12 protein-coding genes and 2 pseudogenes are annotated in these 13,519 nt (G+C 33.2%); 3 read left to right on the top strand and 11 right to left on the bottom strand.

The genetic code is table 11. The features are described from left to right. Positions 1-743: pseudogene (locus tag P8H68_RS03190) on the bottom strand (hypothetical protein); the annotation flags it as partial. 137 nt (positions 744-880) lie between these two features. On the opposite strand from P8H68_RS03190, the gene P8H68_RS03185 reads away from it, so the two are divergent. Continuing rightward, positions 881-1,351 carry a CYTH domain-containing protein gene (locus tag P8H68_RS03185; RefSeq protein ID WP_300321505.1) on the top strand — a complete coding sequence of 157 codons (471 nt, stop codon included), beginning with the start codon at positions 881-883 and terminating at the stop codon, positions 1,349-1,351. A gap of 264 nt (positions 1,352-1,615) precedes the next feature. On the opposite strand, the gene P8H68_RS03180 is transcribed toward P8H68_RS03185, so the two are convergent. The 4 genes from P8H68_RS03180 to P8H68_RS03165 form a co-directional block, all read right to left on the bottom strand. Next, on the bottom strand, positions 1,616-2,779 hold the full coding sequence (locus P8H68_RS03180; RefSeq protein WP_300321502.1) for a histidine kinase: 1,164 nt from the start codon (positions 2,777-2,779) through the stop codon (positions 1,616-1,618). Between the two features lie 154 nt (positions 2,780-2,933). Continuing rightward, the gene (locus tag P8H68_RS03175; protein ID WP_300321499.1) at positions 2,934-3,674 is read right to left on the bottom strand and encodes a LytTR family DNA-binding domain-containing protein; all 741 of its coding nucleotides are present in this window, start codon (positions 3,672-3,674) and stop codon (positions 2,934-2,936) included. 84 nt (positions 3,675-3,758) lie between these two features. After that, the gene (locus tag P8H68_RS03170; RefSeq protein WP_300321497.1) at positions 3,759-4,400 is read right to left on the bottom strand and encodes a hemolysin III family protein; all 642 of its coding nucleotides are present in this window, start codon (positions 4,398-4,400) and stop codon (positions 3,759-3,761) included. A 45-nt stretch (positions 4,401-4,445) separates the two neighbouring features. Further along, positions 4,446-5,195, bottom strand: a complete 750-nt coding sequence (locus P8H68_RS03165) for a lysophospholipid acyltransferase family protein (RefSeq protein ID WP_366144923.1) — start codon at positions 5,193-5,195, stop codon at positions 4,446-4,448. A gap of 132 nt (positions 5,196-5,327) precedes the next feature. Between P8H68_RS03165 and trpS the strand changes: the two genes are divergently transcribed. Next, positions 5,328-6,296 (top strand): tryptophan--tRNA ligase, encoded by a 969-nt coding sequence (gene trpS, locus P8H68_RS03160; protein WP_300321494.1) that lies wholly within the window; start codon positions 5,328-5,330, stop codon positions 6,294-6,296. A gap of 53 nt (positions 6,297-6,349) precedes the next feature. Here trpS and ccsA read toward each other — a convergent pair whose 3' ends face one another. From ccsA to P8H68_RS03130, 6 genes are all read right to left on the bottom strand, one after another. Beyond that, positions 6,350-7,153: a cytochrome c biogenesis protein CcsA gene (ccsA, locus tag P8H68_RS03155; protein WP_300321492.1), complete on the bottom strand. Its 804-nt coding sequence runs from the start codon at positions 7,151-7,153 to the stop codon at positions 6,350-6,352. 1 nt (position 7,154) lies between these two features. After that, positions 7,155-8,405: a cytochrome c biogenesis protein ResB gene (locus P8H68_RS03150; protein WP_300321490.1), complete on the bottom strand. Its 1,251-nt coding sequence runs from the start codon at positions 8,403-8,405 to the stop codon at positions 7,155-7,157. 27 nt (positions 8,406-8,432) lie between these two features. Then, complete coding sequence (nrfA, locus tag P8H68_RS03145; RefSeq protein ID WP_300321487.1) at positions 8,433-9,923, bottom strand: ammonia-forming cytochrome c nitrite reductase; 1,491 nt, start codon at positions 9,921-9,923, stop codon at positions 8,433-8,435. A gap of 2 nt (positions 9,924-9,925) precedes the next feature. Beyond that, positions 9,926-10,534, bottom strand: coding sequence for a cytochrome c nitrite reductase small subunit (gene nrfH / locus P8H68_RS03140; protein ID WP_300321484.1), 609 nt, complete (start codon positions 10,532-10,534; stop codon positions 9,926-9,928). A gap of 154 nt (positions 10,535-10,688) precedes the next feature. Then, on the bottom strand, positions 10,689-11,726 hold the full coding sequence (locus P8H68_RS03135) for an aldo/keto reductase (protein WP_300321481.1): 1,038 nt from the start codon (positions 11,724-11,726) through the stop codon (positions 10,689-10,691). A gap of 153 nt (positions 11,727-11,879) precedes the next feature. Continuing rightward, positions 11,880-13,064 (bottom strand): phosphoglycerate kinase, encoded by a 1,185-nt coding sequence (locus P8H68_RS03130; RefSeq protein WP_300321479.1) that lies wholly within the window; start codon positions 13,062-13,064, stop codon positions 11,880-11,882. A gap of 177 nt (positions 13,065-13,241) precedes the next feature. Here P8H68_RS03130 and P8H68_RS03125 point away from each other — a divergent pair. Then, positions 13,242-13,519, top strand: a pseudogene (locus tag P8H68_RS03125) (DNA polymerase III subunit delta'); the annotation flags it as partial.

Here is a 13,519-nt window from a genome sequence, read left to right as displayed (position 1 = left end):
GTATCTATAATATTTGAACTTAAAGTAACTTTGGCCACTAGTGAGTTATCACTCAAAATCTCATATAATATTTTATCCTTTGTAAGATAAACCTTGTCATTAAAATTAGTCAAATTGGAATAGATTCCATCTGAATATTTAACCCAGTTGCTTGAATCATTTAAGTTATCATTCAAATTCGCAATATAAACTCCATCAGAAGAAGTAGCATAAATTTTGTCATTCTGAATTAAGACATCCGTAACATTTACTGAAGTAGAGTTTTCTCCAATAAAATAAGTATCTCCAAATTCTAAACTCAAAAGATCATACACAACAATTCCAAATTCCAAGGCTAATAACAAATTATTGTTATAACTGACAATACTATTTATCGCTTTTTCCAGTGAAATATCTGAAATTTCAATATCTACAATCTTTTTGACACTTCCATTACTCGAAACCAGCTCTAGCAAACCGGTGTCATAACCAATTGCAAGAACTTGGTTTGCTTCATCATAATTTATTGCTGATGTATTCCCACCTGACAAGCCATTTACAGATGATATTTTTTGAATTTCACTAGATCCATAATCATAGCTAAAAACCGCGTTCTCAGTCAATGCGTAAAAAGAACTCGGGCTTTTATCCAAAGCCAACACCTGATTATAAGAAAACAAATCTCGCCACTCTGAAGTATAATCCACTTGAGCATTAACAAAAAGGACAGAAAACAACATAATAAGCCAACAAATAACTCTCATACTTCTAGATACTTAATAACATTCAATATAAATTACAAATCTCTTTTCTTTCTTAATTTACATAAGATTTGTCAAAGATAACACTAACTAAATGATTTTATATATATTTAGCCAATAGACTTATTAAACACAATCCTATGTCCATTGAAATTGAACGCAAATTCTTAGTTAAAAATAATTCCTTTTTAGCAGACTCATTTCAGAAAAAATATATCAAACAAGGATTTTTGAACACCGACAAGCATCGCACCGTTAGAATTAGAATCTCTGATGACACAGGTTATATTACCATTAAAGGAATAACGAATGAAACCGGCATGAGTAGATTTGAGTGGGAAAAAAAAATTTCAATCGACGAAGCAAACCAATTATTGACCCTATGTGAAGATACACCTATTGAAAAACATAGGTATTTATTAAAAAATGATTCTTTCGTATTTGAGGTGGATGTATTTGTTGGAGCAAACAATGGTCTCATCATTGCCGAAATCGAATTATCATCAGAAAAAGATCATTTTTCCAAACCTGAGTGGCTCGGAAAAGAAGTAACCGGAGAAACTAAATATTACAATTCAATGTTAAGTAAAACCCCCTATAATAAATGGTAAAAAAAGCTTAGGCCCACAAATTAATGTGAGCCTAAGGAATAAATAAATCCTACCCCTAAGATTTATACTATAATATTTTACTGTAATTTACTTTATATTTTTTTATCGACAAAATATTTTCACCAAAAAACCGCAGTAAAAACGTAACTATCTAACTTTTAGACTGCAAATATACACAAAGCTTACATTTTTTCATTTATATTTTACTTTTTTTTAGTTTATTAAAACAAATCGCCGAGTTCTACCAATAAATGGGATTAATTTTTAACTTAAAGGAAATACAATTGCCACCCGCGTACCTGAATCTGTATTTGAAGATATATTACTTGTAGAAATTTTAACAGAATTCTTCGGATGCATTAGTTTTATTCTTTTTTCTGTAGCATAAGAACCAAAAAATTTCCTTTTAGAAGAAACTCTATTCTGTTCCATCACTTCACTATCAATCCCAATACCATTATCCTCTACGGTAATCACCAAATCAAATGCTTCCTTTTTAATGGATATGACAATTTCTTTTTCACCTACTTTACCTGCCAATCCATGCCAGATTGAATTCTCTATAAAAGGCTGTAAAAACAATGGAGGAACCATAATTTCATGTATATTTAAACTTTCATCAATTTCTTTAATAAAACTAAACCCTCCTAGCAATCTAGTTTTTTCTAAAGAAACATACATTTCTAAGACTTCTAACTCTTCAAATAATGAAATTTCTAAACTCTCAGAGTTTTTCAAAATTTTGCGCACCAATTTAGAAAATGATGTTATATAATCTGACGCCTCTTCTTTCTCATTTTTTAGAATAAAGTTATTTATTGAATTCAAGCAATTAAACAAAAAATGTGGGTTCATTTGGCTTTGTAATGCCGTCATCTTCAACTCTGCTGTTTCCTTTTGTTTTAAGGCATACTGAACTTTTAAATTCGATTTTTTTTCTAATATTTGTTTGAAAGTCTTACCCATAATATTAGTGAAGACAAGAGCTTCTATCATTACTCCGATATACACAAACAGGAGTGGATCAAAGTTGATAGTATCCAGACGATTTCTAAAAGCGATATTAAAATAGGAGCCAATATTAGCTAGCAATAAAAATGAAGCCGACCCAAAAATAAAAAAATGAACACTTCTTTCTTTTATTTTTGAAATGACAAAGTAAGTACGGACAACGAACAAACTCAATCCGCTTGAAAAGAAAAACACCTCCAGAGAAAGTATTTCTTCTCCAAAAAACTTATAGACAATTGGAAAACTTATAGAAAAGGCTAAAACAGCATACTTTTTTATAATAAAATAACGATCCCATTCCGGGATCGTATATCTACTTGACAACAATACTCTTTCAAATTCTGCGTAAAAAACAAATCCAAAAAAGAATACTGAAAATCCAAAATACTCATAAAAATCATCCCATGCGCCTGACATGACAGGTTTGAGAAAAAAAATGAACATGCATAACAAATACAAGCTATAATTTAAAAAAAGTCTTTTTTTATTTTGAAAATAAAGTCCAAAATTAATTAGAAAAAGTAGCAATATAGCACCCCTTATCCAAGAAAAAAACTCCGAATTTAAATCATTAAACATTCAATTGTAACTTTTCTATCAATTCACTTTTTTTATTTCTACTCACACTTGCTGTCAGCTCATTGGTCAATATCAATTCACCACCATCTCTCTTTAAATATTCTTTTACATGGTCCAAATTCACCAAGTAAGAATTATGAACACGGTAAAAAGAATTCATGTAAAATTTTTTCTCAACTTCTTTTAATGTTTTAGAAACCACTATTTTTTTATTTGTAACCAAATAAATTGTAGTATAACTCTTATCGGATTGTAACATCACAACATCTTGAGCCTCCAAAAAATAAATTTTACCATCTGCCGAGATATTTATTTTCGGAGTCGTAGGTTTCATAGAATACAACATGGCATCTACTTTCATCTCCAAACTTTCTCGGTAAACATTTTTTCGCGCTTTCTCAACCGCAGCAATCAATTCAATTTTATCAATCGGTTTTAGTAAATACGCTATGGCATTTTCTTTAATTGCTTGCAACGCAAATTCATCAAAAGCAGTTGTAAAAATCAATTCAAAATTTCTATTCGATAGCTTTTCAAGAAAACTAAAACCATTCATTTCTGGCATCTGAATGTCCAAAAACACAATATGTGGATTAATTTCTGAAATCAATCCAAGCGCTTTGTTTGCACTTGAACAGGTAGTAATTGATATATTTGACACATAAGTTTTAAGCTTCCATTCTAGAACTTCCAACGCATCTAGCTCATCATCAATAATTAAAATCTTTAACATTTTTTTCAATTTTTAAATACGAAAATACGGAATATTTCAAAATAACTCTATCAAAAAAACATCTATACAACCATGTTAATAATTTCATAGAATATAAAAATAAATTCCGAGAAAATGGAAAAGACTTCCAAATAACACAAAACCATGAAAAATTGCGTGATTATAGGGCACTTTTTTAAGGGCAAAAAACAAGGCTCCTATTGAATAGGAGACTCCTCCGTACACAAAAAGCATCAATCCGAGTTTGTCAAAATTTTCAACCAAAGGTTTGATCGCAAAAACAATCATCCAGCCCATAGCAATATAGGTTCCTATAGAAATCAACTTAAAACGCCCGATAAAGAATACTTTAAATAGCACACCCAAAATGGCAAAAAACCATGACAAACCAAAAATCACCCAACCAATTCTACCTTGTAATACGACTAAAGCAATTGGCGCGTAGGTACCAGCAATTAATACATAGATGGCAGAATGGTCGAAGATATTCAAGTAATACCGAGACCTCTTTTCATTGGTTGCATGGTATAAAGTAGAAGCCGAATACAAAATGATCAAACTCAAACCATAGATCACAACACTTAAAACAACTATGGAATCATTTGAATGCAAGGCCTTTAAAAGCAACAAGGGAAATGCGATTATACTCAAAATTGCACCAAGCCCGTGAGAGATTATATTCAATCGCTCTTCTAATTTTGGATAATATGTGACCTCGTACCTCATAATAAAACCTTTTCAGGCTCTATAAAATACGAAATTTACAGCACTTTAAGAAATTTTGGAATAGTCTTTTAAATCATTTTCTATCAATTCGAAACACTGATTTTTTATTCGAGTAACATCTGTTATACTCAGCTCTTTGACAGAGACAAAAGGATGCACTTTTACGTTTAACAACCCTGGAGCTCCACTGAAAAAAGTATATGAAAATCTTTTTTTACAATCATAAAAACTCATAGGAACCAAAGGAAGTTGATGTTCAATAGCCAACCTAAAGGCTCCTTTTTTAAATTCCGACAATATTACCGATTCATCATCGGGCACCAATCCTTCCGGAAAAATACAAATACTCAAACCTAAATTGATTCTTCTTTGTGCTTCTTTAAAAACTTTCTGCTTGCTTTTAGAGTCGTCTCTATCTACAAGAATACAGGTTCTTTTATAAAAAAAGCCAAAAACAGGAACCTTAGACAATTCTTTTTTTCCAACAAACACAAACGGATTTTTTACTACCGATAGCATCAACAATACGTCCAATATAGAAGTGTGATTTGCAATAAACATATAACTCCCTTGCTTTTCCGTTTTTTGCATTTCATTTTTTCGTACCCTAAATCCGGTAAAAAAAAGTGTTGTTTTTGCCCAAAATCGAGCCAATTTAAAAAAAACAGGATACCAATCTTCTCTAGAAGTAACCAACAGTAATACAGGAGCAAACAAAAACACCATCCCTACAAAAAGTACGTAAAACCAAATTCTCCATAGCAAGCGGAGTACATTTTTAAAAAACTCAATCATGCCTCAAATTTACCATAATTAAATTCAAAAGTAGTTGCATTCAGCATCTTAACAAAACTTTCTAATTTTTAAATCAAGATCCGAAATAATTTCATTCAGCTTTGCTTATTTTTGCTTTTCAAAACAAATGAAATGTCAAGAATATTAACAGGTGTTCAAAGCACAGGAACACCACATTTAGGAAATTTACTTGGGGCGATTATCCCAGCAATTGAAATGGCAAATGACCCAGCAAATGAGTCTTTTCTATTTATTGCGGATATGCATTCCCTGACACAAATAAAAGACGGAAAAACATTAAAAGAAAACACATACAGTACTGCTGCGGCATGGCTTGCGTTTGGACTTGATGTAAATAAAACTGTTTTTTATAGACAAAGTGATATTCCTGAAACAACTGAATTGACTTGGTATTTAAATTGTTTTTATCCATACCAAAGATTGACCTTAGCACATTCATTTAAAGACAAAGCAGATAGGTTAGAAGATGTAAATGCTGGGTTATTTGACTATCCAATGTTGATGGCTGCAGATATATTATTATACGATGCAGAAATTGTTCCTGTAGGAAAAGATCAATTGCAGCATCTAGAAATGACAAGAGATGTTGCGGGTAGATTCAACCATCAAATGGGAGACACTTTTATTTTACCTGATGCCAAAATTCAAGAAGGAACGATGTACGTTCCAGGTACCAATGGAGGTAAAATGAGTAAATCTCAAGGAAATATTATTGATTTATTTCAAACCGATAAAAAATTGCGCAAACAGGTAATGAAAATCCAAACGGACAGCACTGCGATGGAAGACCCAAAAGATCCAGATACCTGTAACCTTTTTGCTCTTTACAAGTTAATCGCCTCTGAAGAGCAAATCGCTAAAATGAGAGCGAACTACGAGGGTGGGAATTATGGATACGGACATGCAAAACAAGCATATTACGAATTACTAGTTGAAAAATATGCGGTTGAAAGAGAACGATACAACCACTACATCAACAACCTTGATGAAATAGACAAAGCACTCGCTATAGGAGCTGAAAAAGCTAAAAAAGTGGCGACAGATGTTTTAAAAAGAACCAGAGCAAAACTAGGGTACTAAATAAAACTAAAACATAATTCTCAACCTCTTTAAATTCAATTTAAAGGGGTTTTTTATTGCTGCGTATAGGTATGAACACTTGTTTGAGCCACGGGTAAATAATTCACACCAAACCAACATACCAACAACACAACAAAAGCCAACGCTAATATGGTCAAAGACTGCTTTGTTTTATGGGTATGAAAATAGCGATAATGTATATAAGTAAGATAGCCCATCCAAGTTAAAAAGGCCCATATTTCCTTAGGATCCCAAGTCCAATAATGTCCCCAAGCTTGTTTTGCCCACATCGCACCAAAAAGCAAACCTAAAGTTAAAAAGGCAAACCCTATATACACTAAGTTATCCGCCAACTTTAAAGTCTCCTCAGATAAAACTCCTTTTGAATAATCATAAATCCCTTTCATCGCTACTATACTAGACGCAGCCAATACAGCATAGGAAAATAAATACACCAAAACATGAGGTACAAACCATGGACTCTGTAAAGCTGGCATTAAAGTTTTTGAATAGGTTTCAGGATTCAAATAGTTTATTATTAAAAAAACGGATGATAAGAGTACGCTGTAAGCTAAAAACCATTTGTATTTCCATCTAAAATAAGTCACAAAACCAACAAAAGGTAAAAATGTAGCATACCAAAGTCTGGTTTCTCCTAAGGTCCTCATTGGAGGTCTGTCCAATTCTATCCATAATTTTGCAACAAACAATAAAAGAACAGCCCAACCTAAAAATAGTATTGGCAAAGCTGCTTTCATATAGGGTTGTTTTGTATAAGCAAGAAATAGAAACACAAGTCCTATCAACCAAATACAACCAATAATTCCACTATATAAAGGAAAATCTATCCAAGTCATATCAATCTTCTTTATTTATTTTATTCCCCAGCCAGAACATATTCATAGCTCCTATGATCATCATGAAAATTCCTGAATAAATAACAGGCAACCAAGGATCTCTTACCAACTCCACCACACTCAAGTCAGACCATTTTCCCATTTTCTCATCATAACTCAACTGATAAATATCCCAACCTTTATAATAAAAGGCTTCATTCACAAGCAACGTTGTATTGATACGCTCCCCGTCTTTTGTTAAAATATCTATATCTGAACTAAACTCCTTAGGCTCCGGAATAGTCATTACAATTGAATAATCATCACTTATTTTTAAGGATTGATAGGGATATCTAAAACTTCCACTACTAATCCAACCTTTTACAATACTTTTATCTTCTGTATTTGTAACAGTAACTTTAGCTGCTGGCGGAGACCCTACTTCATTGACAAAAAAGTAGTTGATACCATGTTTTCCTGCATTTTCTAAAAAATCGTCAATATGCACTTCATACTGTTTAAAATAGTACGTTTCACCTTTTTCTACCAAGTATAAATTTTTCCCATTATTATGAGCAATACTTCCTGTTTTGTTATCAACCAAGGCCAATTTAGGATTGTACTCTTTAATAATAAAATCATTCAAATAAATTGCGAAAGGTAGTTCCACCTCTTCTTCTGCATCATTATAAGCCATGATACTTGGTTTGCCTTCAAATACGTTTAAAGACAAACGTTCTAAATCTCCACTCCCAAGCACTCCCGCCACAATGGCAATAAACAATCCTAGATGGCTCACAACAAAGCCAAAATTAGACCAAGAAAACTGCATCATTCTTTTCACCGTTACCAAACCTAAACAGGTTAAAAACTGTAAAAGAATCAACAGAAAAGCCCAATGCGTAGTAATATGATTTAATCCTAAAGTGATAATCGTTGCATTTTCTGAGGGAATTTGTGGAACCACTCCCATAATCATCACCATAAAAGTAACCAGCACTATAGAAGAAATAGAAGCGGGAACCTTTGTCAACCAACGAATTAGTTGAATATCAGAAAACTTATAATAGGCAACAAAAAGAATAGCGATATAGCTTCCTAAAAAAAGGACATTATATGGATAGGAGATTAGAAACTCTTCCTTAGACGGAAAGAAAATTTCCATCATAAAACCAGTTAAGAGCAACCCTGTGCCTATGAAAAATGATTCCATATAGCTCCAAGGGTGCTCCCAAAAGTCTCTTCTTTTTTTCTTTAAAGATTGTTGCGTCATAAACAAGATCTAAGCAAAGCCAATATACTAATATTTAGCTTCTCTTTGCTTAGCTTCTTCATCCCATTTAGGTAAAACATTCTTTCTAAACTCAGCTTTCTCTTGCTCTAATTTTTCCATTGGCAACCCAATATATTTCTGAGCAGCAGCTTTTGTTTCAATTGGTGGATAAGCTACTTCACCATCATACCCTAATTTCATCAATAGCTTCCCTAATTTGATACGTGTTTCTTGCGTAATATCAATTCCTTTACCGATTACTCTTCCTAATTCAACAGGAGCATGGAAAGAACCTCCATGAGATGCCGCAGCATAATCCCATCTCCATTGACCCAATCTAATTCCATGTAAAATATCTTTCATCTGAGCTTCTGTAGCTCCTAAATCCCAACATTTTTTAGCCTCAACATGCGCACGAACTAACAATCTCTCTAACTGATCTCTATTTTCAAGAATTCTGTCTTGATTGTCGTAAACATTCTTTGTCAAAACATCTTTTTCCTCACGGTGACAAACTTGACAAGAATTAGCAACATTGTTTAATGGCGACTGAATATGGTGATCTGTAAACTTCTGTCCTCCTTCAGTTTTATAAGGCATATGGCAGTCTGCACAAGAAACCCCTCTTTGACCATGGATCCCCATTTTGTAAACCTCATATCCTGGGTGTTGTGCTTTTAACATTGGTGCCCTGCTCAATTTGTGCACCCAATCCACATGTCCAACTCTGTCGTAATAAACTTCCATATCCTCAACTGTTTGTCCGTCATCCCAAGGGAATACCAAATATGGAGTACCTTCTTTTCCTGGTAAATTTTTATTAAAGTAATATTCAACGTGACATTGCGCACATACTAAAGAACGCATTTCATTATGGGTTGCTTTCTTAATATCTTTTCCTTGTCTTTCAAAAGCCTCAATTAAGGCAGGTCTTGTAACTTTAAGATTCATCGTTTCTGAATCATGACAATCCGCACAACCAATAGGGTTAACAATTTCAGCACCCAATTTCCCCCATTTACCTTTATAGAACTCTTCAACACCTTGCTCGTTCATAATTCTTGGAACATCTGGTGATTTACAAGTCCAACACGTAGAAGGCATTGGTCCATCATCTTTTCCCTTAGGTCCACCCGTTCTTAACGAGTTTCTTAAATCGTCTACAGCATAATAATGTCCACGACCTTGATTGTAATCCTTAGAGAAACCATATCCAGCCCAAAGAACTACCAAACGCGGATCTACTTCTAGCATATCAATATTAGCATTTCCATTATGCTTTGATTTAAACGTAGAATCTGCGGTTCTATAATAAGACTCAAATTCTCTTGGAAAATTCTCACCCCAAACCTCATTTCTAGGCTCCCCTGGTTTTATTTTATTTACAGGAGTGTATGCATATTTAGCTTCCGTTTTTCTTTCTGTAATTGTTGAAACTAGAAGTCCTAGTAAAAAAACAAGTACCATAGATGCTAAAAATAACACCCAATTTTTCCAAGGTTCTCTTTTTGTGCTCATAATTATTCTTTTGGTTTTGTGTCTAAATCTTTCATATATTTTTTAAGCCATCCCGGAACTGTTTCTTGATGCTCCTGAGGCACTTTCCCGTAATATTTTACAGAAGATAAACTGTGTATTTTTCCGTGTGGTACTTCCTTATGACATTCCCAACATTTTCTATCCGTCATGTTTGCCTTGTGATTGTCAACGGTCCCCTCTAGTTTTGCATCCACTACCTGATCTTGATGGCAACGAATACAATTGTTATGCACCACTTCTACCCCTGCTTCTTTCATTCGAATTACTTCTGGCTCACCACGTGTTGTAAACACATAACCATGATACATTCCATCTTTAGCTTTGAATAAATATTTATTGAAAACATTGTCTTGAGGAACATGACAATCATTGCAGGTAGCCCACTCCCTATGAGAACTATTTAACCAAGTGGTGTATTGCGGCGTCATTACATGACAGTTTACACAAGTCTTTGGATCATCTGATAAATAAGAAACAGCTTTGGATTCAATCATAGCGTACAACGTCAATCCAAAAATTGCACCTAACAAAATAACAACAGGCGTGCGCCATTCTTTAGGTGGAATAATTAATCTAAGTAACTTACTCATGATTCGCAATTTTTAAGTTCTATCCTATTCGTTAAATTTAACACAAAATTATGGTTCCATACAAATAAAAACATGATGGTTATCACTTTTTTGTGTTTTTTCAAAAAAAAAGCTGTGTCAAAAACACAGCTTTTTTTTATAAAATACTATTTTTTTATGGCGCTGGATATGGTTGCAATTTATGAATTTCGTCTATTTCCAAAAGCAATTCTGGCGTTAAATCAACATTAATTGTAGCTATATTTTGTTTTAACTGCTCCATAGTTGTCGCTCCAATTATTGTAGAAGTTACAAATGGCTGTGCTTCAATAAAAGCTAACGAAAGTTCTACCAAACTTAAACCATTATTTTTAGCCAGTTGATTATATTTTTCTGCTAAAAACATAGCTTGTTCATTACTGTACCTAGAATAGTTTGGGAACAACTTCAACCTTGATTTTTCTGGCATCTGACCGTTGAAATATTTTCCAGACAACACCCCAAAACCAAGCGGAGAATAAGCCAATAACCCAATATTTTCTCTCATAGAGACTTCTGCCATACCTACCTCATAAGCTCTATTTAGTATAGAATATGGATTTTGAATTGATTTGGCTCTTGTGATTTTATTCGCATTACTTTCTTGTAAATGTCGCATGGTTCCCCATGGTGTTTCATTTGACAAACCATAATGACGGATTTTACCAGCTTTCACAAGCGCATCCATTGCTTCAATCAGTTCAGCAATTTTATCCTCCCATTTTTCCTCAGCATTATGCTTGTAATTTAATTTTCCGAAAAAATTTGCATTTCTATCTGGCCAATGTAACTGATATACATCAATATATTCAGTTTGTAAACGCTGTAAATTATTTTCTACTGTTTCTAAAATTAGTTTTTTAGTATAAGGTTGTGGTTCTCTTATATACGACAGACCAGGATTTGGTCCTGTAATTTTACTAGCGACTACAAAATCTTCTCTATTCTTATTTTTCAGCCAAGTTCCCAAAATTCTCTCAGAATCACCTTGTGTTTCCTTTCTACCAGGAACGGAGTACATTTCAGCGGTATCCATAAAATTAACCCCCTTTTCTACTGCATAATCTAATTGTTCATGTGCTTCCGATTCTGTATTCTGCTCACCAAACGTCATGGTTCCCAAACAGATTTTACTTACTTTAATATCTGTATTGGAAATTTTCGTGTATTTCATATTCTAAAATTAGATCTGTTAAAAAACTTTTGTCTCTACTAAATTGAAATCTTACATATTTCAATTTTTTTCTTTGCTAAATTATTTAAAAATGAAGCAACAAAAAAGCCTTACTAAAATTAGCAAGGCTTTTTCTATAATATTTATAAGGTATTAAGCTTTTAAAGCTGCAATACCAGGTAATTCTTTACCTTCCATATATTCTAACAAAGCACCTCCACCTGTAGAAACATAAGATACATCGTCACCAAAACCTAAATTGTTGATTGCTGCTGCAGAATCTCCTCCACCAATTAATGAAAAAGCTCCATTTTCAGTTGCTGCTTTTACCGCTTTGGCAACTTCAATAGTTCCTGTAGCATATAAAGGAATTTCAGAAACTCCCATTGGTCCGTTCCAAATTACAGTTTTAGATTCTTTGATAATTTTTGAGAACAATTCAATTGTTTGAGCTCCAATATCGAAACCTTCCCAACCATCAGGAATTTGACCTCTTAATACTGTTTGCGTATTTGCTTCATTAGAAAAAGCATCTCCTAAGAAATTATCGATAGGGAAAATTAAATTTACCCCTTTTGCTTTGGCTTTTTCTTCTAATTCTAAAACGTATTCTAATAAATCATTTTGACATAAAGAGTTTCCGATTTGTCCCCCTTCTGCTTTTGCAAAAGTATAAGACATACCACCACCAATGATAATATTATCAGCAACATCCAATAATTTTTCGATGATTAAAATTTTATCAGAAACCTTAGCACCACCCATAATTGCAGTAACTGGCTTATCTCCACCTTTCAATACTTTATCAGCATTTACTAATTCTGCTTCAATTACATACCCAGCAACTTTTTCTTCAAAAAACTGTGCCACAATTGTAGTAGAAGCATGTGCTCTATGCGCTGTACCAAATGCGTCATTTACATAAACATCACCTAATTTAGACAATTGCTTAGAAAATTCAATATCTCCAGCTGTTTCTTCTTTATGGAAACGTAAATTTTCCAAAATCAAAACTTCTCCTGGTTTTAATTCAGCAACCGCTGCTTCAGCATCAGCACCAACACAAGAATCTACAAATTTAGCTTGTACTCCTAATACTTCGCTTACTTTCTCAACAATATGACCTAATGAAAACTTAGCCTCTACTCCTTTTGGACGACCTAAATGCGACATTAAAACTGCTGCTCCACCATCTTCTAAGATTTTGATAATCGTTGGTTTTGCCGCTTTAATTCTTGTAATATCAGTTACATTAAAATCTGCATCTAAAGGCACATTAAAATCAACACGAACTAAGGCTTTTTTACCTTCAAAATTGATGTCTTTAATTGTTTTCATTGTTTGTTTAATTAAAATTTGTAAGCAAATATACTTAATTTAAATATTGCTTTTAAAAAATCGATAAAAAGCTACTACAACGTTTTTGTAAGACACTGTAAAAGATGCATTTTATCAAAATCCGAATTTTAAGAAAGATTCCTATGTTTCTCTTTTTTGATATCCCTATATTTGTGCATGCTTTTTTCAGAAATAATAGGTCAGGAACACATCATCAATCATTTAAAAACCTCTGCTGATAACGGACGTATTCCGCATGCGCAGTTATTCATTGGTAATGAAGGTTCTGGTACCTTACCCACTGCAATTGCATATGCTCAATACTTATTGTGTAGTAAAAATAAAGATGCTGCTTCTTGTAATTTAAAATGTGAAAATTTAGCACATCCCGATCTTCATTTTGCATTTCCGGTTGCAACCAATGATAAAGTAAAAAAACACCCTATCAGCAATTT

The organism is Flavicella sp., assembly GCF_029238425.1.
In the GTDB taxonomy this organism is placed as follows: domain Bacteria; phylum Bacteroidota; class Bacteroidia; order Flavobacteriales; family Flavobacteriaceae; genus Flavicella.
This window is presented reverse-complemented; position numbering and strand designations above follow the sequence as displayed.